Annotated in this window: 18 protein-coding genes; 11 read left to right on the plus strand and 7 right to left on the minus strand. The window is 69.9% G+C overall.

Annotated elements, in window-relative coordinates:
* The first annotated feature begins 12 nt into the window (after positions 1–12).
* Entirely contained in the window at positions 13–1,665 is a 1,653-nt protein-coding gene (locus tag ACS5PK_RS20610) for a GMC family oxidoreductase (RefSeq protein ID WP_439442146.1), read from the plus strand.
* A gap of 46 nt (positions 1,666–1,711) precedes the next feature.
* Here the strand turns inward: ACS5PK_RS20610 and ACS5PK_RS20615 are convergent, their stop codons facing one another.
* Together ACS5PK_RS20615 and ACS5PK_RS20620 are read right to left on the minus strand one after the other, a co-directional pair.
* Entirely contained in the window at positions 1,712–3,088 is a 1,377-nt protein-coding gene (locus ACS5PK_RS20615) for a leucyl aminopeptidase family protein (protein WP_439442147.1), read from the minus strand.
* A 79-nt stretch (positions 3,089–3,167) separates the two neighbouring features.
* A complete protein-coding gene (locus ACS5PK_RS20620) occupies positions 3,168–3,533 on the minus strand; it encodes a thioredoxin family protein (RefSeq protein WP_439442148.1) in 366 nt (121 codons plus the stop codon).
* Positions 3,534–3,747: 214 nt separating this feature from the next.
* Here ACS5PK_RS20620 and ACS5PK_RS20625 point away from each other — a divergent pair, with 214 nt between their 5' ends.
* Positions 3,748–3,909: a hypothetical protein gene (locus ACS5PK_RS20625; RefSeq protein ID WP_439442149.1), complete on the plus strand. Its 162-nt coding sequence runs from the start codon at positions 3,748–3,750 to the stop codon at positions 3,907–3,909.
* 123 nt (positions 3,910–4,032) lie between these two features.
* Here ACS5PK_RS20625 and ACS5PK_RS20630 read toward each other — a convergent pair whose 3' ends face one another.
* Complete coding sequence (locus tag ACS5PK_RS20630) at positions 4,033–6,408, minus strand: DEAD/DEAH box helicase (protein ID WP_439442150.1); 2,376 nt, start codon at positions 6,406–6,408, stop codon at positions 4,033–4,035.
* A 95-nt stretch (positions 6,409–6,503) separates the two neighbouring features.
* Between ACS5PK_RS20630 and ACS5PK_RS20635 the strand changes: the two genes are divergently transcribed.
* Complete coding sequence (locus ACS5PK_RS20635) at positions 6,504–7,787, plus strand: hypothetical protein (protein WP_439442151.1); 1,284 nt, start codon at positions 6,504–6,506, stop codon at positions 7,785–7,787.
* Positions 7,788–7,809: 22 nt separating this feature from the next.
* Here the strand turns inward: ACS5PK_RS20635 and ACS5PK_RS20640 are convergent, their stop codons facing one another.
* Entirely contained in the window at positions 7,810–8,739 is a 930-nt protein-coding gene (locus tag ACS5PK_RS20640; protein WP_439442152.1) for a DMT family transporter, read from the minus strand.
* A 147-nt stretch (positions 8,740–8,886) separates the two neighbouring features.
* On the opposite strand from ACS5PK_RS20640, the gene ACS5PK_RS20645 reads away from it, so the two are divergent.
* The 7 genes from ACS5PK_RS20645 (at position 8,887) to ACS5PK_RS20675 (ending at position 14,682) form a co-directional block, all read left to right on the plus strand.
* Complete coding sequence (locus tag ACS5PK_RS20645) at positions 8,887–9,345, plus strand: Lrp/AsnC family transcriptional regulator (protein WP_269631127.1); 459 nt, start codon at positions 8,887–8,889, stop codon at positions 9,343–9,345.
* A gap of 7 nt (positions 9,346–9,352) precedes the next feature.
* A complete protein-coding gene (locus ACS5PK_RS20650) occupies positions 9,353–9,931 on the plus strand; it encodes a tRNA-uridine aminocarboxypropyltransferase (protein ID WP_439442153.1) in 579 nt (192 codons plus the stop codon).
* Positions 9,932–10,054: 123 nt separating this feature from the next.
* The gene (locus tag ACS5PK_RS20655; protein WP_439442154.1) at positions 10,055–10,465 is read left to right on the plus strand and encodes a hypothetical protein; all 411 of its coding nucleotides are present in this window, start codon (positions 10,055–10,057) and stop codon (positions 10,463–10,465) included.
* A gap of 87 nt (positions 10,466–10,552) precedes the next feature.
* The gene (locus ACS5PK_RS20660) at positions 10,553–11,494 is read left to right on the plus strand and encodes an RDD family protein (protein WP_439442155.1); all 942 of its coding nucleotides are present in this window, start codon (positions 10,553–10,555) and stop codon (positions 11,492–11,494) included.
* Positions 11,491–12,522: a hypothetical protein gene (locus ACS5PK_RS20665; protein WP_439442156.1), complete on the plus strand. Its 1,032-nt coding sequence runs from the start codon at positions 11,491–11,493 to the stop codon at positions 12,520–12,522. Before ACS5PK_RS20660 ends, ACS5PK_RS20665 begins: the two co-directional genes overlap by 4 nt.
* A 369-nt stretch (positions 12,523–12,891) precedes the next feature.
* Complete coding sequence (locus tag ACS5PK_RS20670; protein WP_439442157.1) at positions 12,892–13,665, plus strand: TSUP family transporter; 774 nt, start codon at positions 12,892–12,894, stop codon at positions 13,663–13,665.
* Positions 13,666–13,860: 195 nt separating this feature from the next.
* Positions 13,861–14,682, plus strand: coding sequence for an HDOD domain-containing protein (locus ACS5PK_RS20675; RefSeq protein WP_439442158.1), 822 nt, complete (start codon positions 13,861–13,863; stop codon positions 14,680–14,682).
* 144 nt (positions 14,683–14,826) lie between these two features.
* Here the strand turns inward: ACS5PK_RS20675 and ACS5PK_RS20680 are convergent, their stop codons facing one another.
* Entirely contained in the window at positions 14,827–16,137 is a 1,311-nt protein-coding gene (locus tag ACS5PK_RS20680; protein ID WP_439442159.1) for a GGDEF domain-containing protein, read from the minus strand.
* 192 nt (positions 16,138–16,329) lie between these two features.
* Between ACS5PK_RS20680 and ACS5PK_RS20685 the strand changes: the two genes are divergently transcribed.
* A complete protein-coding gene (locus ACS5PK_RS20685) occupies positions 16,330–17,088 on the plus strand; it encodes a hypothetical protein (RefSeq protein ID WP_439442160.1) in 759 nt (252 codons plus the stop codon).
* Here ACS5PK_RS20685 and pbpC read toward each other — a convergent pair whose 3' ends face one another.
* Together pbpC and ACS5PK_RS20695 are read right to left on the minus strand one after the other, a co-directional pair.
* Complete coding sequence (gene pbpC, locus ACS5PK_RS20690; RefSeq protein WP_439442176.1) at positions 17,089–19,494, minus strand: penicillin-binding protein 1C; 2,406 nt, start codon at positions 19,492–19,494, stop codon at positions 17,089–17,091.
* Positions 19,495–19,563: 69 nt separating this feature from the next.
* Entirely contained in the window at positions 19,564–24,630 is a 5,067-nt protein-coding gene (locus ACS5PK_RS20695) for an alpha-2-macroglobulin family protein (RefSeq protein WP_439442161.1), read from the minus strand.
* Positions 24,631–24,719 lie beyond the last annotated feature (89 nt).

Genomic DNA, 24,719 nt, shown 5'->3' on the forward strand with positions numbered 1-24,719 from the left:
GGACCCGAGCCCATGGACTTCGACACCATCATCGTCGGGGCAGGCACCGCAGGCTGCCTGCTGGCCAACCGCCTGAGCGCCGACCCCGGCAAGCGCGTGCTGCTGCTGGAAGCCGGAGGGAAGGACGACTACCACTGGATCCACATCCCCGTCGGCTATCTCTACTGCATAGGCAACCCGCGCACCGATTGGCTCTACCGCACCGAGGCCGAGGCCGGGCTCAACGGCCGCCAGCTCCGCTATCCGCGAGGCAAGGTGCTGGGCGGCAGCTCCAGCATCAACGGCATGATCTACATGCGCGGCCAGTCCCGGGACTACGAGCACTGGGCAGCCCTCACTGGCGAGGACGCCTGGTCCTGGGGTCAGGTCTTGCCTCTCTTCAAGCAGCATGAGGACCACTGGCGGCTGGATGCCAAGGGAGCGGCGGACGAGGCCTTCCGCGCCCTGCATGGCCACCGTGGCGAATGGCGGGTGGAGAAGCAGCGTCTGCGCTGGGACATCCTGGACGCCTTTGCCGCCGCTGCCGAGCAGGCCGGCATCCCGCGCACCGAGGACTTCAATGGCGGCAACAACGAGGGCGTGGGCTACTTCGAGGTCAACCAGCGCGGCGGCCTGCGCTGGAACGCGGCCAAGGCCTTTTTGCGCCCCACCTGCCTGGGCCGCCCGAATTTCGAGCTCTGGACGGGCTCCACGGTCCAGCGGCTGAGCCTGCGCCGCGACGACTCGGGTGCCCTGCGCTGCGAAGGCGCCGAGGTGCGCACGCCCCATGGCATGGAGCAGGTGCGCCTGGCGCCTGGCGGCGAGCTGGTACTGGCGGCCGGCGCCATCGGCTCGCCACAGATCCTGCAGTGCTCGGGCCTGGGGCCGGCCGGACTGCTGCAGTCCCTGGGCATCCCCGTGCAGCAAGACCTGCCCGGCGTCGGCCAGAACCTGCAGGACCATCTGCAGATCCGGGCCATCTACGCCGTCGAGGGCACGCGCACCCTCAACACCCAGGCGGCGAGCTGGTGGGGCAAGCTGGGCATAGGCCTGCAATACCTGTGGTCGCGCAGCGGCCCCATGAGCATGGCGCCCTCGCAACTGGGCGCCTTCACGCGCTCCTCGCCGGAGCTGCGCTGGCCCAATCTGGAGTACCACGTGCAGCCCCTGTCGCTGGACGCCTTTGGCGAGCCCCTGCACCGATTCAACGCCTTCACCGCCAGCGTTTGCAACCTGAATCCCAGCAGCCGCGGTAGCGTGAGCGTCCGCAGTGGCGACCCGGAACAGGCGCCGGCCATCGCGCCCAACTACTTCAGCACCGACGAGGACCGTCGCATCGCAGCGCAAAGCCTTCGCCTGACGCGGCACATCGTGGCGCAGCCCGCGCTGGCCCCCTTCAAACCCCGCGAAGTGAAGCCCGGGCCAGCGTACGAGAGCGACGAGGAGCTGTCCCGCCTGGCCGGCGACATCGCCACCACCATCTTCCATCCCGTGGGCACCTGCAAGATGGGCCGCGCCGAGGACCCCATGGCCGTGACCGACCCGCAGGGCCGGGTGCGCGGCGTGGCAGGCCTGCGCGTGGCCGATGCCAGCCTCATGCCCACCATCACCAGCGGCAACACCAACGCGCCCACGCTGATGATTGCAGAACGCATCGCGAGCTGGATGCTGCAGCAGCGCGCATGAAGAAGGCCCGCCGAGGCGGGCCTTGCTGCGCGGGCCGGGCTGTCGCTCAGCCGCCGAAGCGCTCTTCCAGATAGGCCAGCAGGGTGCGGATGCCCTGGGCCTCGCCGCCTTCCGGGCGGCCCGGCAGGGAGCGGGCGTTGGAGCCATAGATGTCCAGGTGCAGCCAGTCCTGCAGCGGCTCGATGAAGTACTCCAGGAACAGCGCCGCATTGATGGCGCCGGCCATGGGGTTGGGGCCGGTGTTGACGATGTCGCCCAGGCTGGACTGGATGCCCTGCTGGTAAGGCGCCCACAGGGGCATGTGCCAGACTGGATCATCGATCTTCAGGCCCAGGTCCACCAGCTCGCGGGCAGTGTCCATGTGCTTGGCAAACAGGGCCGGCAGTTGCGGGCCCAGGGCCACGCGGGCGGCGCCGGTCAGCGTGGCCAGGTCGATGATCAGCTCAGGCTTGCCCTCGCTGGCGTAGGCCAAGGCGTCGGAGAGGATCACGCGGCCTTCGGCATCGGTGTTGCCGATCTCAATCTGGAGGCCCTTGCGGGTCTTGATGATGTCGCCCGGGCGGTAGGCATTGCCGGCCACGGCGTTCTCCACCGCGGGGATGAGCAGTTGCAGGCGCACCGGCAGCTTCAGCGTCATGATCAGGCCGGCCAGGGCAATGGCATTGGCGGCACCGCCCATGTCCTTCTTCATCTGGCGCATGCCTTCGGGGGTCTTGAGGTCCAGGCCCCCGGTATCGAAGCACACGCCCTTGCCCACCAGGCTGATCAGCGGATCCTTGGCCTTGCCCCAGTTCAGCTCGACCAGGCGCGGCGCGCGCACGCTCGCGCGGCCCACGGCGTGCACGGCCGGGAAGCCCTTCTTCAGCAGCTCCTCACCCACGATCTGCTTGAACTTGGCGCCGTGCTGCTTGGCCAGCAACTGCACGGCGGCGGCCAGCTCGGCCGGGCCCATGTGCTCGGCAGGCGTGTTGATCAGGTCGCGGGCGGCGCAGATGGCAGTGGCGGTGGCCAGGCCGCGTTCGGCCGCGATGCCCGGCTTCAGCAGCAGCGTGGCGCTGGCGCGGGGGCGAGCCTTGTAGACGTCAAAGTGGTAGCTGCCCAGCTCCCAGGACAGGGCGGCCTGCTCAGGCGCGACGGCCAGGCCTTCGTCCGACAGCGTGTAGCTGCCCTCAGGCAGGGCCATGGGCAGCGCGGACAGCACATACGGCGAGGCCACGCTGGCCACGCCGGCCAGCACCTTCTCGATCTTGCCGTCGACGCCAGGCACCAGGGCATGGCTGTCCGGCTTGGCGGTGAAGCCGATGGCAGCCAGCCAGTTCTGGGCGGGCTTGGGCAGCTTGGACTTCAAAGCCTGGAAGCTCGCCGCATCCAGCACGACGATGGGTGTGGCGCGCGACAGGGCGCTCTTGAGTTGGACAGTCATGAGGAGGACTCTGAGGTGTTGAGTGGCGGGATTGTCACCGCACCGGACCGGACCGCGCGTGCCGAGGGTCTGGGCGGGCTCAGCAGCTGTGCTGGAGCCGGGACAGCAGGGCCTGGGCATCCGGCCCGGCCGTTGCGACCGCCGCGTCGGGGGCAAGCACCGTCTCCAGCAGGCGCTGGGCAGTGCTCAGTTGGGGCGTCACCGGACCGCAAAAGCGCAGCTGCTCGCCCACACCCACGACCAGGGTGGGGAAGGTTTCCACATCGAGGTCGCCGACCAGCTCGGCGTCGTCCTCGATGTCCACCCAGATGAAGCGGGCGCCAGGGTGCTGCTCGCGCAACTGGGCAAAGGTCTCGCGATAGCTGTCGCAGAGGCGACACCAGGCCGCACACAGGCAGGCAACCAGGGTGGGCGGCGGTTGGCGTTGGGCGAGCGAGGAGGACATGGCGGGCAAGCTTAGCGACAAAGAAGGGGACAGCCGGAAGGGACAGCCCTCACGTTGTAGTGGCACGACGGGCCCCCTGCTCCGAGCGCGAACCAGGCCGGCGGGAAGGATCGTGAAAAAAGTTTGCCCCAGCTGTCAACCGGCGGTCTGCCCCCCCCGTTGTGCCCCTCAAGACCCGCCTGATGGGGTCCAGCAAGAGGAAAGGCAAGTCGCCATGATGAAGTCGCAATCCCGTACCGAAGCCCAGAACCGTCGCGTGCCCATGACCGAATGGAACACCGACAAGGGCCGCAAGCACGAAGCCTTCGAAACCGCCAGCCTGGGCACAGACCGCCGCAGCCTGGCCCGCGCCCTGCGCTTCGACCGCAAGCGCTGAGCACGACGGGGGGCCTCCCCGTCCCGCCCCCGCAGAGCGCCCACGAGGCGCTCTTTGCATTTCCAGCCCACTCACCGCGCCCTCGTCGCCCCGGCTGGCAGTTGCAGGCAGGCCCTCGGTGCCTCACAGGTCCAGGGGCCCCTCCACGTCCTCGTCGAGTGCCGGCAGCGGCGCCAGCAGCCCCTCCAGATCAGCCGCACTGAACTTCAGCAGCTCGGCGGCCCCATCCACTCCCATCACCCCGTCCGCCAGCGCCTTCTTGCGCGCCTGCAGGGCAAGGATGCGTTCCTCGATGCTGCCCTGCACCAGCAGCTGATGCACAAAGACCGGCTTGTCCTGCCCGATGCGGTGGGCTCGGGCGCTAGCCTGGGCCTGCACGGCCGGGTTCCACCAGGGATCCAGGTGGATGACGGTGTCTGCCGCCGTCAGGTTCAGGCCCACGCCTCCAGCCTTCAGACTCAGCAACATGAGTGGGCACTCACCTGCCTGAAAGCGGGCCACTCGTTCGCCACGCTGGCGTTCGGGGGTTTCACCGCTCAGGCGCAGCGCTGGCAGTTTCAGCTCCGACAGCAGTCCCTCCACCAGGTCCAGCATGCGGGCGAACTGCGAGAACACCAGCACCCGCCTCCCCTGGCTCAGCAGATCGGGCAGGTGCTCGCGCAGCCAGCCGAGCTTCGAACCCTCGCCCAGCTTCGCCGGCACCTCCTCGATCAGGCGGGGATCGCAGCACAGCTGGCGCAGTCGCAGCATGGCGTCCAGTACCGAGATCAGCCCGCCCTCCAGCCCTTGGCGAGCCAGGATGCGCCTCACCATGTGGTCGGCCGCCACGCGCACGCCTTCGTAAAGCTGGCGTTGAGGCAGGGGCAGCTCCAGCAGGGTGCGCAGCTCGGTCAGCGGGGGTAGCTCGGGCGCCACCTCCTCCTTGAGCCGCCGCAGCATGAAGGGCCGGACCCGCGCTGCCAGCCAGCGTGCCCGGCGCCCGTCTCCTCCCTCCTCGATGGGCTTGCGCCAGTGGCGGGCGAAGCCGCGGGCATCGCCCAGGAAGCCCGGCAGCAGGAAGTCGAAATGCGCCCACAGCTCGCCCAGGTGGTTCTCCAGCGGCGTGCCGCTGAGCACCAGGCGCTGGCGCGAGGGCAGGCGGCGCAGGGCCCGGGCGGTGCGCGAGGCGGCGTTCTTGACTGCCTGCCCCTCGTCCAGCACCAGCCAGTCCCACTCCCGGCCCGAGAGCACCCGGAGGTCCCGCCAGACCCGACCGTAGCTGCACAGCAGCAGATCGCAGTCCGGCAGCGACTGCCCGCGCAGGGCGCCATGCCAGGTGGCCACGCGCAAGCCGGGGCAGACACGGGCCGCCTCCTGCGCCCAGTTGAACAGCAGGCTGGAGGGCATGACCAGCAGCGCCCCCTGCGCCAGGCGCCCTGACAGCTTCTCCATCCATAGATGCGCCAGGGTCTGTGCGGTCTTGCCCAGACCCATGTCGTCGGCCAGGATGCCGCCCAGGCCCTGCTGGCCCAGGTACTGCAGCCAGGCCAGTCCTTGCAGCTGGTAGTCGCGCAGGCGCAGGCCCAGGCCCTCGGGCGGCAGCACGGGCGCTGGCTGCCCGGCCTGCCGCAACCGCGCCACCAGAGCGTCCAGTGCCTGCTGGCCCTGGAGCTGCCAGCGGCCCCTGTCCTCGTCGAACAGGGCCAGTTGCTGCGCCTGCCACTCGGACAGTCGCAGCGGCCCCTTGCCGTCCAGCTGGCGCGGCGTGACCAGGCTCAGCAGGTGCCGCATCAGCTGCTTCAGCGGCGCCGCCGGCGTGTGGAAACGCCGGCCGCCGGGCGCGCGCAGGAAGATGTCGGCCTCGTCCTCGATGGCCTCCAGCGCCACGGCATCCAACCAGCGTTTGTCCCGCCGCAGCAGATTGGCCATCAGCGGCGCCAGGTCCAGGCGCTCGCCCTGCACCTCCAGGCCCAGGCTCAGCAGCCAGGAACCGCGCTGGCGGGGCGCGCCCAGGCGCGACACATTGCCTGGCTCCTCGGTCCCTTCGCCATGCAGCCCCAGATGCCAGGCATTGACCGGCAGCGGCTCGTGGGCAAAGCCCGGCAGGCGCTCCACCACCCAGCCCTCGGCCACCAGCCGCGGGACGATATCGGTGATGAAGTCGCCGAAGTCCTCCTCCAGCAGCAGTGTCCAGGCACGACCGAGGGCTTCGGCGGGTGCCTGGCGCCATTGCAGATGGTCGGCCCGCAAGGCCTGGGCGCCCAGGGCCAGGAGCTGCTGGACCCAGGGGCGATGCGGGCCCGCCTGCCCTTCAGCTGGGCAGGGCCAGGGCGGGCCGCCGACGGCGTCCACCAGGAACAACTGCATCAGGCTCAGCGGCGCGCCCCGCGGGCCCAGGCGCCCATGCGGACGCAGGCCCAGCAAGCCGTCGCCGCGGTCCAGGGTCTGCAGGCGCAGCAGCGGGCGCAGTGCGGGGGCGGCAGTGGGGGAGGGGTCCGGACGGGCGTCGGCAGCGGGCATGGGCGGCATTGTCGCCAGCCGGGGGACGGTGCGCTGAGATGCGCGCAAAGGCTGGCTTTCGGAAGCGCCACGAGCGCAATGGCAGACTGGCCCCCATGACCTCGATCCCGCGACGTGCCCAGTTCGGCCGACTGCTTCGTCGCAGCCTCTGGCTGCTTCTAGGGCTGAGCCTGGGCCTGCCCCTGCTGCTGGCAGCCCTGGCCTTGCAATCCCAGCCCAGCGTGCCTGCGCCGCCCGCGCTGGAAGGCGTGCAGCTTCAGCAGGCCAGCGACATCCTCCGCCAGAACGATCCACGCCAATTGCCTCCGGGCGGGCTGCGTGTCGCCCGTCTCAGCGAGGCCCAGTTGCAGCTGCTGCTGGGGCGCCTGGTCAACCGCTACCACGAGGCCCGCGCCACGGCCCAGTTGGCGCAGCACGAGGCCCTGCTGGAGGCCAGCATCCCGCTGCGCGAAGGTGGCACCGGCCCCTGGCTCAACATCCGCGCACGGTTTCAAGAGACGGGCAGCCTGCCACGGCTGCGTCAGCTGCGCATCGGCCACCTGCCCCTGCCCACCTGGGCCTCCGACTGGCTGGTACGGCGGCTCACCGAGCGACTGACGGCGCAGGCCGAGCTACGGGTGGCGGGCGAACTGATCCAGCACATCGGCTTCGCGCCTGGGCAGCTGGAGATGAGCTATGTGTGGAAGCCGGACTCGCTCAAGAAGGCCCTCAACGCCCGCTGGCCCGCCTCGGAGCAGGCCCGGCTGCAGCACTACAACGCCCTGCTGGTGAAGCTGTGCGAGCCCCATCTGTCCGGCACGCCGGTCTCGGTAGCGAACGTGATGCCGCCCTTCTTCGCCGAAGCCCTGCAGCGCAGTGCCGCCGGGGAGGACCCACGCCTGGAGAACCGTGCCGCCTTCATCATCCTGGCCCTGCATGCTGCAGGCGAACACGCCAACCGCCTGCTCCCCGCAGCGCTCGGCTGGCCGCGCGCGCGGCCCATGCCCATCACCGCCAATGGGCGGGAGGATTTCGCGCAGCATCTGCTGGTCTCGGTAGTGCTGGCCATCGAAGGCGGCGGCCCGCTCGCCGACGCCATCGGCATCTACAAGGAGGTGGCTGATTCGCGAGGCGGCAGTGGCTTCAGCTTCAACGACCTGGCCGCCGACCTCGCCGGCACCCGGATGGGGCTCTACGCCGAACGCGATCCGGCCGGACTGCAGAAGCGCCTGGCGGCGCAAGCACCCGAGCATGACTTCATGCCCCGCACGGACGACCTGCCCGAATTCCTCAGCGCCGAGGCGCTGCAGCAGCAGTACGGCGGGCTGCAGGGCCAGGGCTATCGCCGCATGATGGCCATGATCCGCCAGCGCGTCGACGCGCTGCCCTTGTACCGCTGAGGTCGAAGATCAGCCGCAGGGATCAGCACTGGGGCCGCTGGCTCCACAGCACACCGGCCACGATGAGTCCCATGCCCGCCAGGGTGGCGCCGTCCGGCACCTCGCCGAACATGGGCCAGGCCAGGCTGGTCGCCAGCACAGGCGTCAAGGCCCCGACGGTGGCCGCCCGCTGCGCGCCCAGGCGCTGGATGGCGTAGGCATAGCTGAGCGTCGAGAGCAGGCCCACGCCCAGACCCTGGATGCTGCCGTGCAAGACCCAGGCACGCGCCGGCAAGGCCATCAGGCCCAGGGGCGGATGCATCAGCAGCCAGGGCAGCAGCAGGGCCAGGGACACCACGGAGATCAGCGCCGCCGCCTCGAAGGGGCTCAGGCCCGAATGGCGCAAGGCCACGGTGTAGTTGGCCCACATGAGGCTGCCCAGCAGGAAGAGGCCGTAGCCCTGGGCCAGTTGCCCTTCGCCATGATGGAAGGCCAGCAGCGTCAGCACGCCGCTGACGACGGTCAGCAGGGCAGGCCAGCGGTTCAGTGCGGCACGGCCCTGACTGAAGGCGACGATCAGGGCGACGAAAAGCGGGATGGTGCCCGGGATCAGCGTGGCGCCATCGGCCACCGGGGCGTGGCGCATGCCGGCTCCGGCGACCAGGAAATAGGGCAGGCCGGCGCCGGCCACGATGCTCATCCACTGCATTGCCGGGAGGCTGGCGAAGCGGCGCCAGCGCAGAATCACCACCGGCAGGAAAACCAGGCCGGCAGGCAGGAAGCGCACCAGGGCCAGCTCGGACGGCGCCAGCGCAGCGCGGGCACCCGCCCGCAGGGAGACGAAGAAGCTGGCCCAGATCAGCAGGGTGAATGCCAGAGCCGCCCAAGCGGCCCAGGGGGCGGCGTGGCGGTCGTGGGCGGCAGGCAGGGCCAGGCCGGCGGCCTGGAGCGAAGACGGGGCAATGGTGGACACGGCAATACTGCGGGTTACTACTGAATGACGCATATTTTCTGGTGATAGGCGCGCCATAATTGACCGCATTCGCCACTGAATTGGTCTGATAAAGCCATTTATCACCAATCCAGATCATCTTGACGCGCTTTTTGTGCAAACCCTTCCATGGACCGTATCGACCTGCAATTGCTGGAGCTGCTGCAACGCGAGGGCCGGCTCTCCGTGGCCGAACTGGCCGACCGCGTTGCCCTGTCGCAAAGCCCCTGCGCCCGGCGCCTGCGCCGGCTTGAGGAGGCGGGCTACATCAGCGGCTACCGCGCCATCCTGGACCGCAAACGCCTGCAACTGGCCACCACCGTGTTCGTCAACGTGAAGCTGATGCATCACCGGGAAGACGCAGTTCGGGAGTTCGAGTCCGGCATGCAGGCCATGAGCGAGGTGGTGGCCTGCCATGTGGTCTCGGGCGCCCATGACTACCTGCTGGAAGTGGTCGTCGGCGACCTGCCCGACTACGAACAGATCGTGCGTCGGCTGCAGGCCCTGCCCATGGTCCAGGACATCACCAGCAATTTCGCCATCCGCTGCGTCAAGAGCGGCGCACCGCTGCCGCTGAAAGCGCTGTGAGGCCCTGGTGAGCCGCCCCTGCTGCCCCCGCTGCGAGCGGCCCCTGGCCGGCTGCCTGTGCGGCTGCATCCGGCCGCTGGACAACGCTGTCCCCCTGCTGATCCTCCAGCATCCCGGGGAGGCCCGCCAGGCCAAGGGCACGGCCGGCCTGCTACAGCTGTGCCTGAGGCGCTGCGAGCGTCAGGTCGGCGAGCATTTCCCGGCGCCTGCCGAGGACACCCATCCCCTGCTGCTGCTCTACCCGCCGGACCCGACGACCCCGTTGCGAACTGCGTCCGCCTGCCCCTCGGGCCAGCCCCTGCCTCGCCTGGTCCTGCTGGACGGCACCTGGCGCCAGAGCCGCCAGCTGCTGCGCAACTCCCCCTGGCTGCAAACGCTGCCGCGGCTGGCCCTGACGGCAACGCCGCCCAGCCGCTATGTGATCCGCAAGGCCCACGCCCCCCATCAACTGAGCAGCCTGGAAGCGGCCGCCCTGGCCCTGGGTCAGTTGCAGCCGGGACTGGACGGCAGCGCGCTATGGGAGGCCCTGGATGCCTTCGTGGCCCTGCAGCAGTCGCTTGAGGCTGCGGCACGGCGCGGACGATGAAGGCCCGGACAGCGCCAGCTCGGCCAGCTTTGCATTTCTTCGCAGAGCAGACGCGAGCCGCTCAGGCGTCCGCCCCATGCTCCGGCCTCCATCAACGCTCTGCGCCAAGCCATGAAGCCCCCGGTGTTCCTTGCCCTTGCGCTCGCCGCCATGCTGCTGGGCCTGTGGCAGGACCCGCCGGAGCGGCAAGGTAGGCCGGTGCTTGCGGGCCCTGGCCCGGGACCTCGTCTGCTGGAGGACTCGGACCACCCCGTGCCGCCGACCGCCCCCGCCCGCGCGCCCGCCGACACCTCCGAGACGACCGCTGGCGTCAGGACCGTGAGGATCGCGAACCTTGCGCCCCCGCCACATGCCAGCCACCCATGGCCGCTCCCCCCTGGCTCGCTGCCGGCCACCGCGGCCGGCGATGCGCCGCCCGGGCTGGGGAGCGCAGCAACAGGCACCTCCGACTGGCGGGACGGCGCCCTGGACCTGCTGAGCCAGATCGGCCTGCTCTGCCCGGCTGCAGGCTGCGACAGCCTGGAAGACGACTGAGCCCCCCCCGAAACACGACCCGCCCATCAGACCGCATTCACACGGCAGAATCAGCAGCCTTCATCCCTGCTCTGTCATTGCCTGCCGATGCGTCTGCGCCTGCCCGTCCTGATCCAGCCTTCGGCCCGTCGCGACTGGGTCACCCCGGAAGACGTCAATGTCAGCCCGGCCCTGCTGGGCCATGCCCTGGCGCGTCCGGCACAGAGAGCCTGGGCCATGGCGCTGGACCTGGCCCTGATCGGCATGGCGTCCTCACTGGGCAACTGGCTGCTGCTGGGCAGCCTGGCGTTGGCGGCCTGGCTGCAGATCCGGCGGCGCGATGCACAGCGCCCCCCCTCCGGGTTCTGGTGGCTGCTGGTCGCCCTGTTGCTGGCGCTGGGCCTGAGTGGGCTCTGGCTGGATCTTCGCGAGTCCATGCGGGACTCCCCACGCACCAGCCGCCCGGCCCTTACCGAACCGGCCGAAGAGGCGGGCGATGAGGACGAAACGCGCAAGGACGCCGTCGCAGCCGCGCCCCCGACCAGTGCTTCCAGCGCCTCCAGTGCTGAAAGCCGCCGCATTGCCGAACTCGAAGCCCAGGTCAGACGCCTGCGCCGTTCCGAAGAGGCCGCCCGCGCCCACAGCGGGTTCCAGCCTCGGCAATGGCTGGACGAGGCCCTGGGCGAGGTGGGGCTGCGCTTCAGCCTGGCCATCGTCTACTTCACCCTACTGCCCGTGCTGTGGCCTGGCCAGACCGTCGGCAAGCGCCTCATGGGTCTGAAAATAGCCGAGCTCAGCGGCAAGCCCATGAGTCTGATGCGCAGTTTCAGCCGCTACGGCGGCTACCTGGCCAGCATGGGCACTGGTGGCATGGGCTTTGTCCAGCTGGTCTGGGACGCCAACCGCCAGGCCCTGCAGGACAAGGCTGCCCACACCGTAGTGCTGGACCTGCGCAGGAAGGACCGGCTGCCCATCACTGACGACGGCAACCCTGCCGCCCCCGCAGACACCCACATGCCGACCGACCCACGCATAGAGCCCGCCCCATGAGCCATCGATTGAATGCCCGCCTGCACCGCCTTGGCCTGCTGAGCCTGCTGACTGCCTGCCTGGGCGGGCTGCTGGGGGCCACGGGCGCCGTCGCCGACGAAGCGGCTGCGCCTCGGCGCTTCGAGTTCATCGCCCTGGGCGACATGCCCTACGGCCCCGCCGAGACCGCCTACCCCGTCTACCAGCAGCTGATCCGGCAGATCAATGCCCAGGCTCCCGCCTTCAGCCTGCACGTGGGCGACTTCAAGAGCGGGAGCAGCCCCTGCAGCGATCAGGAATTCGCCCACCAGCGCGATTTCTTCAACCAGTTCGACAGCGCCCTGGTCTACACCCCCGGCGACAACGAATGGACGGATTGCCACCGCCCTGCTGCAGGTGGCTATTCACCCCAGGAGCGCTTGGACATGCTGCGCGACATGTTCTTCGGCGCCCCGCGCAGCCTGGGCCGTCAGCCCCTGGCCGTGCAGCGCCAGTCCGACCTGCAGCCGGCCCATGCCCGCTTCCGCGAGAACCTGCGCTTCGAGCGGGACGGCGTGCTCTTCCTGACCCTCAACGTGCCCGGCTCCAACAACGGCTTCGAACCCCGGGACCTCGCCGCCGTCCAGGAATTCCTTGCCCGCAGCGAGGCCAATCTGGCCTGGCTGCAGGCAGGCTTCGAGCGCGCGCGCAGCCAGGATGTGCGCGCCCTCGTGATCGCCATGCAGGCTGATCCCTTCCTGGGGGCCAACCAGTGGATGGACTTCCCCAGCCACAGCGGCTTCACCCGGCTCTTCGAACAGGGCTTGCTGCCCCTGGTTCAGGACTGGGGCCGCCCGGTGCTGCTGATCCATGGCGACAGCCACCGCTTCGTGATCGACCGCCCGTTCAAAGCCGTCAAGGAGCCGGGCAAGGGCCAGGTGCTGCGCAATCTGCTGCGTCTGCAGGTCTTTGGCGAGCAGGAAGTCCACGCGGTGCAGGTCAGTGTCGACCCCGCCAGCCCCGATCCCTTCGCCTTCAAGCCCCTGTTCAATCCCCTGTCACCGCATTGAGCCTTGAGGGGCCGGGAGGACCGCCCCTGGTGGAGCCCCTGGATCAGGGGACAGCGGCCAGCTGTCGCCCAAAGAGCCTGCCCCTGCCATTTTCATGGAGCAAGCAGGCCCTCCAAGGGCGCATGACGCACCAGCCAGGTGCTTGATGTACGGTAAAAACCCCAAGTGCGTGCATGGGTTCCGGCCTCTACATTGGCGTCACTCGACGCGGACGCTGCTGTTGCAGTGCTCGCCTACGGGGGCTGAGGAGACAAAGAAGACGGGACCGCCACTACCGTGGCGCGTCACTGTCACAATCCACGGGCACCACATCGGTGCCCGTTTTTATTGGTGCCCGCCCGGCCGCGCTGCTGGGCTGCGGCCCGCCTGATGACTGCCTCCATGCTGGACCTCGTCACTGTCGCCCTGGCCTCCCTGCTTGCCGGATTCATCGATGCCGTCGTGGGTGGCGGAGGCCTCATCCTGGTCCCGGCCCTCTTCAGCGTCTACCCGCAGGCCGCGCCAGCCACGCTCTTCGGCACGAACAAGGGCGCCGCCATCTGGGGCACCGCCTGGGCCACCAGGCAATACGCCGCCCGCGTCACCCTCCCCTGGCACGCCCTGCTGCCCGCGGCCTTGGCGGCACTGCTTGGCAGCTTCGGCGGAGCCTGGACGGTGACCCTGGTCAGCCCCGAAGGCCTGCGCAAGCTGCTGCCTCTGGTCCTGGGCGCCGTGCTGCTCTACACCCTGGCGAAGAAGGACCTGGGTCGCGAGCACGCCCCGCGCTTCAGCGGCCGCGCCGAGGTGCTGCTGGCCTGCCTGATCGGTGGGGTGATCGGTTTCTATGACGGCTTCTTCGGGCCGGGCACGGGCAGCTTTTTCGTCTTCCTCTTCGTCCGCCTGCTGGGTTTCGATTTCCTGCATGCCTCGGCCAGTGCCAAGCTGCTCAACACCGCCACCAATGCCGCCGCCCTGCTGCTGTTCACGATGAAGGGCCACCTCTGGTGGCATGTGGCGGCAGTGATGGCAGTCACCAACGTGATCGGCAGCCTGCTGGGCACCCGCATGGCCCTGGCCCGTGGCACGGGCTTTGTGCGGCGCATGTTCGTGGGGGTGGTGGGGGCGCTGATCCTCAAGACCAGCTACGACGCCTTCCTGCGCTGAGCCCCCGCCTGCAGGAGGCGCAATCGTCTCCAGGCGTCACAAGATTCCGCGACAGCCGCCCTGCGGCGCTACCATAGCCGGATCACGCCTCTCAGGACGGCCATGGCGACTGCCGGCCGCCCAGACCCCCGCGGGGGGCGGCGCGGGCCAGCCCCGCTCCTGGAGACGCTCTCATGCATCATGCAAGGCTGCCCCATGTCCGTTGATCCTGAACTGCGCACGCTCGACATCGAAATCCCCACCCAACCCGAGGTGCTGGTCAAGCTGTCCCTGCTGATGGCCGCCGACGACATCGACCTCCTGGCCGTCTCCGCCCTGGTCGAGACCGACATGGCCCTGGCCGCCGCGGTGCTGAAGGCCGTCAATTCCTCGCTGTACGGCCTGCGCGGCCGGGTGCAGACAGTGCACCAGGCCCTGACCTACCTGGGCATGCGCGAGGTGGCCGCCATCACCTTCGAAATGGGCCTGCGCGCGGCCTTCCCGCCCGCCCCGGAACTGGATCCGGTCTGGTCACGGGCCTCGCAGCGCGGCCTGCTGATGGGCCGCATGGGCCAGATGCTGGGCGTGGACCCCTGGGCCGCGCACTCGGCCGGCCTGTTCGAGGAATGCGGCAAGGCCGTGCTCTACCGCCACGCCCCCGCCCACTATCCCGCCATGCTGCGCGCCACGCAGGAAGACGCTGAGCTGGTCAAGCTGGAGCACACGGCCTTCGGCGTGAGCCATGACGCCCTGGGTGCCGCTCTGTGTGAAAGCTGGGGCCTGGCGCCTGCCTCGGTGGCCAGTGTGCGCAGCCATGTAGACGTCCAGACCACCCTGCTGATGCCCGATACGCTGCAGCGCCGCAGCGTCTGCGCGATCTCCGTGATCGCCTGGGCCCTGATGAACGCACCAGAGCGCCTGGACGAGATCGCCAAGGCCATCGCCCCCCAGGCCCAGCTGGACGAGACCCTGGTGCTGCGCGCGGCCCGGCGTGTCAGCGAGCAGCTCCTGGAAGCCCAGGCGCACGGCCGGGACTGAGTGTCTGCGCAGAGCCAGGCAAGCCGGCGTCAGGCCGGCTTTTTCACGCCCGTCAATGGCAGCACCCGCCCCTCTTGGCCGGGCGGTGCATGAAGGGTGCAGCCGCGTCCCTGGCGGGCGGGGGAGCCTTGTTTCAAGAGGCCGTCAGGCGGCCAGGCTCAGGCGATCGCGCCCGGCGTGCTTGGCGATGTACAGGGCCTCGTCGGCCGCCTGCATCAGGGCCAGGGGGCTCAGATAGGGCTGGGTGGGGCTGTAGGCTGCCAGCCCTATGCTCACCGTCACCACCTCGTCCACCGGGCTGGCACCGTGCGGCAGGGACAGGCGCCGCCACTCCTCGCGCAGGCTCTCCAGCAGGTTCTGGGCCGAGCCGATGTCAAAGCCTGGCAACAGGGCGCCGAACTCCTCGCCGCCCAGCCGCGCGACCAGATCGGTGTCGCGCTTGAACCGCTCGCCCAGCAGGCGGGCAAAGCGGCGCAGCACCTCGTCACCAGCGGCATGGCCATGCAGCTCGTTGTAGGCCTTGAGGTGATCCAGATCCAGCACGGCCAGAGCCAGGCGGGACTGCTGACGCTGAGCGCGCTTGAACTCGCGGCGCAGGGCGTCGTCGAACTCGCGGCGATTGGCCAGCCCGGTCAGGGTGTCGTGTCGCGCCAGTTGGGCCAGCTCTCGCTGCTTGAGGTCCAGGGCTGTCTGCGCCTCGTGCAGAGCTCGCGCCTGCTGCGCGACCTGGGCGCTGAGGTCCCGCATCTCGCGCTGCTTGCGCTGCAGCTGCTGGTCCACGCTCTGGTGGACACGCGCCATCGCACGGTTGATCTGGCGCAGTTCGGCCGGCGCGCGGGCCGGCTGCCCGTCATCGAACCAGCTGAACTCGCTGGGCGGACGGCTGGGGTCGAAACGTTCCATATCGGAGGCCATTCGGCGCAGCGGGCGCAGCAGCAGATGGTCGATCAGCAGGGCCGCGCCCAGGCCCAGCGCCAGAGCCAAGGCCAGCAGCTGCAGCAGCCAGTGTTGGATGGAAGGCTTGGCCAACTGCCCCCAGACGCTCAGCTCAGGCGCGACCACCCGGACCCGGCCCAGCTCGTCGCCCTCGCCCGGCAGCCGCAGCGCGAACTCGCTGTGCGGGCTGTCGGGCCCGGGCAGCGCATCCATCCCGCTGAGCAGTCGCAGGCCGTCACGGCCCCTGAGTTCGGCCGACTGCAGCTCGTGGCGGCTCACCATGGTCTCCAGCAGGCGCTGGGCGACATTCACCTGCTTGCTGGCCAGGGCTCGCGACAGGGGTTCGGCATACAGCAGCGGCAGCAGCTGCTGACTGCCCTCGGCCAGTTCCGCCTGCCCGCGCATCTCGCGCCGCAGGTGCCAGGTGCCCAGCACCAGGACCAGCGCCAGCCCCAGCATCAGCAGCCCCAGCAAGGTGCGGGACTTCAGCGACAGGAGGAGAGCGGGCGAAGCATTCATGGCGGACTGCCGACATTGCAAACGTTGCCGGCCTGCCAGCATCTGCCGATTTCAGCGCCTCGCCCACCCGGGATTGCCCGGAACTTTGTCGCCTGGACAGTGCTTGTGTCCCTCAAGGGCGGCACAAATTGGCAGGCCACTGGCTACAGTGCGTGCACAGGCCGGTCGGCACCGGCTGCGAGGGAGAGTGTCATGCCCGCTGGCTTCATGCGTCCGGCACGCTGGGTGTGCGCGCTGTGGCTGTGCGCGCTGTGGGTGTGCGCCCAGCCCGCGCTGGCCGATCCCGGCTACTACGTGCTGACGCCCTATGCCCAGGCCGGGCAATGGGGTGCCGAACTGCGCTACTGGACCGTCAAGCCCCGCAGGGGCGGGCCCGCCGTGCTGTGGCCCGAACTGGCCCTGTCCTATGGAGTCGGCGAGCGCTGGACCAGCACGCTGCTGGCGAGCTTCGAAGGCACGCGCAAGGAAGCCGTCCGACTGGCCACCTGGAACTGGATCAACCAGTTCCGCTTGGGTGATGGCGGTGGCGACTGGGACTTCGCCCTGCACACCCAAGCGATCCGCACCCAGGGCGAGGAGCACGGGCATGCGCTGGAGCTAGGCCTGGTCAGCCAGACGGAATGGCGCCTGGCCCGCCTGCAGGCCAATGTGATCCTGGAACATGGCTGGGGCGACCTGGCCCGCAGCGGCACCGAGCTGAAGTACCAGTGGCAAGTGAACTGGCCTCTGCGTCCCGGCTGGCGCGCGGGCCTGCAGGGCTTTGGCGAAGTGGGCAACTGGCGGGACTGGAAGCCGGCCGAGCGCCAGTCGCACCGGGCCGGCCCTTCGCTGCTGGGCAGTTGGCCCATGGGCGGGCACCAGGACCTGCAGCTGCAGGCGGCCTATCTGTTCGGCAAGGTCTATGGCCAGCAGGCAGGCATGTTCTCGGCGACCCTCAAGCTGCTCTTCTGATCAGAGTCCCTGCACGGAGAAGCGCAGCCTGGCGTAGTGCCCCTGGGCGTCCAGCGCGGTGAGCTGCTGCTCGCCATTGCGCTGGGGCTGCAGCAGCACCGGCGCCCGGCGTGCTCGGCCATCGGGCGCCTCCTGCCAGGCCAGCAACTGCCCGTCCAGCAGCCAAGCCACCGCCCCCTGCGCCCCCAGCACCTGCAGCGGCAGGCGGATGTGCTGCTGACCTGGCGTGGGGCGCAGCACCGTCCCGGGCTCCAGGCCCACGATGCGCAGACGTGCACTGGGCCCGCCCTGGGCCTCGCCCTTGCAGCCGGCCTTCCAGGGCAGTTGCTCCAGGGGATGGCGCTGGGCATCCTCGATCCAGGGCTGCAGCAGCTGCGGCCAGCGCACAGCGGGCGCGCTGCGGGCCCCTTCCCCCGCACAGTCGCTGGAGACGCGCACGCGACCGCCCGCATCCACCAGCACGCTGAACTCCAGACCCTGGCCCGCGCCGCGCTCCGGCAGCGTGGGCGGCGCGGCGCCATCCAGCAGCCAGGCCGTACGCTGCTGCAGGCACTGGTCCGACGGCGTGCTGCTGGTCAGGCGGCCCAGGGGCCAGCAGATGCGTGCCGCCTGCACGCTGGCGGGCTGGCGGCGAGGTGCGAGCTGCTGGGGCCCGATGGCAGCGGCCAGATCACGCAGCAACGGTGCCGCGCTGTTGGCGCCGAAGTGCCCCGGATTGGGCGTGCCGTCCGGGCGCCCCATCCAGACGCCCAGGGTGTAGCGGTCGGTCACGCCCAGGGCCCAGGCATCGCGGAAGCCGAAGCTGGTGCCCGTCTTCCAGGCGATGCGGGCCTCGGACTCGCGGAAGGGCGCGCCGGGCTGGCCGCCGTTCTCCAGGATCTCGCGGACGATGAAGGCCGCGCCTTCGCTCATCAGCCGCGTCTCGCGCAGGGGATCCTGGGCCTGCAGCCGCGGCTGCAGGGACTGGCCGCCGCGCGCCAGGGCCGTGTAGGCGCCCACCAGCTCCTCCAGGCGCGTGCTGCCGCCGCCCAGGATCAGGCTCAGGTTGGGCGCGGCGTTGGCCGGCATGCGCAGCCTCAGGCCCGCGCCGCGCAGCCGGGCAGCAAAGCGTTCGGGGCCGATGCGCTCCAGCAGGTCCACCGCTGGCACGTTGAGCGATCGTTGCAAGGCTTCGGACAGGCTCACCGGCCCCGAGAAGTCCGCCTGGAAATTGCCGGGCGCATAGCCGCCGAAGTTCTGCGGCGCATCGACCAGCAGGCTCTCGGAATGCACCAGGCCCTGGTCCAGGGCCATGGCGTAGAGGAAGGGCTTGAGCGTGGATCCCGGCGAGCGCAGGCCTCGCACCATGTCCACATGGGCGGCGCGCTTCATGTCGCTGAAGTCGGCCGAGCCGGCATAGGCGCGCACCGCACCGTCACGGTTGTCCACGATCAGCGCCGCGATGGACACCTGCTCGGGCAGCGTATTGAGCCGGTCCATCAGCACCTGCTCCAGGCGCTGTTGCAGGCCCGCGTCCAGCAGCGAGGGCACCACGGTCTGCCCGGCCTTCAGGCCACGCTGGCGCAGGCGTTCGGCCAGCAGCGGCGCCAGAACGCGCGAGCGCAGGGGGGGAGCGAAGACTTTCTCCAGCTTGGCATCCTGCACCTGGGCGGAGCTCCAGGCGCCCTGGCTCGCGAGGCGATCCAGCACCTTGTCGCGCGCGGCCTGGGCCTGGGCAGGATGGCGGTCGGGCCTCAGCCGCGAGGGGCTCTGGGGCAGGGCCGCCAGCAAGGCGGCCTCCGCATGGGACAGGTCACGCGCTGACTTTCCAAGGTAGGACTGTGCCGCCATCTCCACACCCTCCACCATGCCGCCCATCGGGGCTTCGTTGAGGTAGAGGGTCAGGATCTCCCGCTTGCTGAGGTGCCATTCCAGCTGCAGGGCGCGCAGCATCTGCCGCATCTTGGCGCCGAAGCTGCGGGTGGCGCAGGTCTGCAGATTGCGCTGACGATCGGCGCATTCGGGGTCCAGCAGGCGTGCCACCTGCATGGTCAGCGTGGAGCCACCGGATACCACCTGCCCCGCGCGCATCCATTGCCAGGCCGCACGGGCCAGCGCCGCCGGGTTGATGCCCGGATGCCACCAGAAGGCTCGGTCCTCATAGCGCAGCAGGGCCTCGACATACAGCGGCGAGACCTGCTCAAGCGTGACCCGGTGCCGCATGGCTCCGTCTGCGCCGGGCCAGTAGCGCAGCGGGGTGCCGTCCTCGGCCAGCACCACCACGGCCTCCAGCGGCCGCCGCGCCGGGCTGTCCGGCCAGGCCGCGGCAGGCAAGGGGAACAGCCGGTCCAGGCCCAGCAGGGCCAGCACCAGCACAGCCAACCCCCACCAGGCCCTGCGGCGCCGGGCCCAGCGCATCAAGCTCAGTCGCGCTGGCATGGTGCCTTCACCGACGTGAACTCAGCACGGGTCCCCGTGCGCTGCAAAGGCACGGCTTCACTTCTTGTTGTTCACGACGATGTCCGCCTCGCTCTTGCCGATGCCGCGCAGCTCGGGTCGGTACATGTCCTCGGCAAACGGTGCCGGCACCTGGTAGCGGCCGGGCGTCACCACGCGCACGAGGTAGAAGACCTCCAGCGTGCGGCCGTCCAGCTGGGCGGCAGCCACGAAGCGGTCGTCGCGGTACTCGGTGTGCACGATGCGGGGGTTCGCATTGGCCTGGGCGATGTTCTGCCCATCCACCGCGAACTCGCCGGCCTGCGGCCCCTGGCTGAGGTTGAGGTTCTCCACCTCGAAACCGGCCGGGATGCGGTCCACGATCAGGCCGTCCTTGATGGGCCGCTTGGCCGTTGCACGCAGGCGCACGATGTACATCTCGCCCGTGGAGAACTGGCGCGCCGTGACCGGCTTGCCGTCGGTGGTGAAGAGGCTGCGCTCGACCACGATGCTGTCGGTCTGCTGCGGCAGGGGCTTGGTCGGATAGCCCTGGGCATGCAGCTCCACGAACAGCGAGCCCTTGCCTTCGTTCTTCAGCACGGTGCCCGCCTTGAGCCGGGTGGCGGCGATGTCCCGCTGCGCCGTTTCCTTGCCGCTGAGCGCATCAGGCGCGCCGCTGCCGGTCTGCAGGCTGGCGCTCCAGCCCTCGCCGCCCCCCTGCCCATGGGCGCTGCGCACGGCCAGGAAGAGGGCCAGACGCTCCTGGGTGGAGAAGTAGCGGCGGCGGTCGAAGTCGGCGGCCAGATCGAAGAGCAGGCCCTCGCGGCGCTCGTGCTGGATGCCGTGACGGGCCATCAAGGCATAGGCCATGGCCTGGTCGCGCACGCGGCTGCCGTAGTCGCCCAGCCATTCCTCCCACCACCACCACTCCTGCGCCGGGGCCAGGGAGGGGTTGATGCCATAGGCGCGCTGCACGCCCTCCTCCAGGGCCTGCTTCGCCCGGGTCTCGTCGCCCATGAGCTTGAGCGCCAAGCCCAGGTGGATCAGGGGCAGGGGCGAGCGGGCATTGCCGCGGTACTGCTCATGCAGGGTCTTGAGCGTAGCCAGCGGTGCCTTCTGGGCACGCGCCAGGATGTAGCCCGCGTGGGCCGCCTCGGCAAAGCGCTGGTGGGCGATGCGGATCAGCTCGACGTCGCGGTAGTCGGCGACGCGGCCCTTGTCGTCCCGCTTGGGATCCTTGGGCGGCTGGGTCTGCTGCCCGGGGCTGCGCTGGAACTGCTCCAGGAGGTTGTCCATGGAGCGGCTCAGCATGCTCTCGGGCGGGGCGAAGCCCGCGTCCTTGGCGTCCTGCAGGAAGCCGGTGACATAGGCCGAGAGCCAGGCCTCGTAGGGGCTGGTGTTGCTCCACAGGCCGAAGCCGCCCTTGGCCTGCTGCATGCCCGCAAGCCGCCCGAAGGCGCTGTCCAGGCGCTTGGCGCGCTCCTCGCGCGGGACCGGCGTCATACCGAAGGCCTTGGCCGCTTCCTCGTCGATCATGGCCAGCGGGTAGGCGCTGCTGGTGGTCTGCTCCAGGCAGCCGTAGGGATAGCCCAGCAGGCCCTTGACCTGCTCGCGGATGTCGATGGGCGGCTTGTCGGACAGGCTCAGCGTGGCGCTGGCCGAGCCGCCCCAGTAGCCGTCGAGCAGGTTGGCGTCCAGCTTCATCGTGGCACCGGGCTCCAGGCGCACGCGCCGGAGTTCATGCACGGGCGGGGTCAGGGGCTGGAGCTGCAGCGCGGCCTCGCGCACCAGCTTCAGATCCCCGGCCTGCACGTGCAGCTTGAGCGGCACCAGCCCCGCAGCCTCGGTCGCCTCGACCTGGAAAGTCAGCACCTTGCGCTGCTTGTCCGCCAGCTGCACGGGCTCGGGCTGGGCGGCCACCCGCAGCGGGCCGTCAGCTTCCAGACGCACCTTGACCTCGCGGGCGCTGCCCGAGAGATTGCTCACATCGAGTGCGATGGTCGCCTTGTCTCCGGGCGAGAGGAAGCGCGGCAGGGACAGCTCGGCCACCAGGGGCGCAGCCACCACGGTCTCGGCCTGGGCGCTGCCGTAGCTGTCGGCGCTCGACACCACGGCCATCACGCGCAGGGTGCCGTTGAAGTCAGGCAGCTTGAAGCTCACCGTGGCCTCGCCCTTGGCATCGAGCAGGACCGGGCCGCTGAAGAGGTCCACCAGCAGCACTTTGCGAGGCATGCTTTGCGTGTCCCGCTTGCCGGCGTCGCCGCCGAAGCGCTGGCGGGCCGCATTGCCTTCCATGCGCTCGATCACCTTGCCGTAGACGTCCAGCAGGTCGGCGCCGTAGCGGTGCTTGCCGAAGAAGAAGTCCTGCGGGTCCGGCGTCTTGAAGCGGGTGATGTTGAGGATGCCCACGTCCACCGCGGACACGGTCACGAGGGCCTGCTTGCCGGCCAGCTGCGGCACCTTGACCTTGACGGGCAGGGACTGCTCCGGCGTGGCCTTCGGCGGGGCCACCAGTTCCACCTTGGGCTTGCGGTCCTCGCGCCACAGCGGCAGATGCACCAGGCCCAGGGCGCGGGCCGGCGTGACCTTGTCGCCCTGGCTGCCGGGGCGGAAGGCGGCCACAGTGATGTAGAGGTCGTGGCGCTTCCAGTCCTCGGCCACGGGGATCTCGACCGTGGTGCCGCGGGCCTTGACCGAGAGGCGCTCGCTCCAGAGCACGCGGTCGCCCTCGACGGTCACCAGGGCCTCGCCGTCATGCGGCGGCTTGATCTCCAGCTTCGCCTTCTGGCCGGGCTTGAAGGGTGCGCCTTCGAGCTTGAGCTGCACGCGATCGGGGCGGTTGCCGACATCGTCGGCATCCTGGGCGCCCCAGCCGGCGTAGAAGCCATAGCGCAGGGTCTGCCGGGTGGTGGGATCCGAAATCTCCAGACGGTAGCGGCCCCAGCGCACCGGCAGGGCGATCTTGCTGCGCTTGTCCAGCTTGATCTGGCGGGCCTCCACCAGCTCTTCCTGGGTGTTGAAGCCGGAGTGCCAGCCGCGGCTGTCGTCATAGCGCCAGTACCACTGGCGCTCCTCGTAGATGAGGCGCAGCTGCAGGTCGGCCGCGGCCTGGAACTTGCCGGCGGCGTCCACGCGGGTCAGCTCGAACTCGGCCATGCTGCCTTCCTGCACCACGTTGCGGTCGAAGAGCGGACGGATGGCCACCAGCTGCCCGGCTGGCCACCAGCTGCGCTCGAGCGAACGCACCACCGGGCGGCCGCCGCTCTCCAGCAGGCTGACGCTGGTGCGCAGCAGCATGGGAGAGCGGCGCTCGCCCAGTGCGGGCTTGAAGCTGAGGGTCGTGTGCCCCTGGCCGTCCAGCTCATCGTCCTCGGCATCGCTGCGCTTGTGCGCCTTGTCATCGGCAAAGTCGCCAAAGATGAAGCCGGGCAGCGCGCGCGCCAGCGGGTTGACCTGGCGTTCGCTGTAGAGGCTGGCCTGCACGCGGTTGCCGGAGGCTGGCGCGCCGTAGAGGTAGTCGCCCTGCACGTCGACGTTCAGCTCGGCGTCGCCCGTCAGCACGGCCTCGGGGGCCGTGAGCTGCAGCTTCATGCGCTCGGGCAGGAATTCCTCGACCTGGAAGGCCCACTGCGCATCCGGCTGCTTGGCGGCCGGGTCCACGCGAGCCTGCAGCTGCCAGCGGCCCGTGGGGGCGTCCGCCGGCAGGGTGATGGCCTGCTGGTAGTAGCCCGCGCCGGTGGCGCCGGGGCGCACCAGCAGGGTGGCGGCATTGCTGCCGTCGGGCTTCTTGAGGCTCAGGGTCAGGGGCAGGGGCTTGTCCCAGGCGCGGCCGTCGGCGTCGCGGGCCAGCACGGAGGCCTGGAAGCTCTCGCCGGGTCGGTAGAGATCACGCCCGGCATAGACGAAGAGCTTGCTGTTGCGCGACGGGTGCCCGATGGCATCGAACTCGGAGAGGTCCAGCGCCGCGTCGTTGAGCGAGAGCACGGACATCTCCTTGCCCCGCTTGGCCAGCACCACGCGGGCCTTGTCCAGCTTCTGGGTGAAGACGCCATGGCCCTTGCCGTCGCTGCTGAGCTGCTGCAAGGCCTTGCCGGCCTCGTCCACCAGGGTCAGCTCGACGCCGGACAGCGCCGTGCCGCTCTTCAGCGAGGTGGCGAACACATCCAGCTGCGCGGCATGGCGGCGCAGGTGCAGGCCGATGTCGGTAACGTAGAAATGCGTGACCTGGTAGTCCCAGCCGAAGCGGCCCGGCGTGTTCATCACCGCCACGTAGATGCCCGGTTCCTGCAGCTCCTTGATGCGCTCCACGGGCAGGAAGGAGACGTTGCGGCGGTTGGGGCGTTCGTCGGTCGTGAAGCGGCCGATGTAGACGCTGTCGGACATGCCGCGCAGCTGGTCCAGCACATAGCCCGAGGTCGTGCCCTTGAGACGGCGGCCCGGGTCCTCGTAGTAGTAGCCGCCCTCGTACTCCTCGCTGCCTTCCTCGTAGCCGGCGGCGCGGGGGCGCTCGCGGCGGCCGCCGACCTGGTCCAGGAAGGCACTGAGGTTCTCGGGGCGGATGCGCAGGAACTGCACATCGACCTGGGGCGTGTTGACGGTCACCACGGGCAGGCCGCCGTTGATCTCGGCCGGCAGCACGGTGCCGCGGCTGGCGAAGTAGTAGGCGTCGGGCATGGCCACGCTGGCCACCTCGCAGGTCTGCGGCGTGGCCAGCGTGGCCCCGGCCCTGGCCGACAGCTCGCCAGCCATCTTCACGCGAAACTTGCGCTCGGGCTTGACGTAGGGCAGGTAGAGCACGCGGGGGTTGTCGCCCAGCACCCAGCGGGCCTCGACGGGCGTGGCCTTGTCCTCGGCCTCGTTGGGCGCGGACTCCGTGGCCGTCAGCAGCTTGCCGAAGTCCTGGCCGCCGGCCAGGGCCTGGGTGAACATCACCGCGATGGCGGGCGAGCCGTCGAAGAGCCGGGCCTTGCAGTCCGCCAGCGCGAAGGCGGCCAGGGGGCCGGTGTCGGCCTCGCTCGCCTCGGGCGCGCCGCGCTGGCGCTGCCATCCCCACCAGCCCGCCGCCGCCACCGCTGCCGCCAGGCCCACGCCTGCCAGGATCTTCAGTCCCTTGCCCATTGCTGCCATCGTCTTGCTCCCACCCCTGCTGTTCTCTTCAGGGCGCAGGCAGTGTAGGGCGGCGCGCGCGGCCGCAAGCGTGGCTGTTGCGCCTTGTT

The sequence above is a fragment of the Roseateles sp. DB2 genome (genome assembly GCF_051857535.1).
Taxonomy (GTDB): Bacteria; Pseudomonadota; Gammaproteobacteria; order Burkholderiales; family Burkholderiaceae_C; genus Roseateles_B.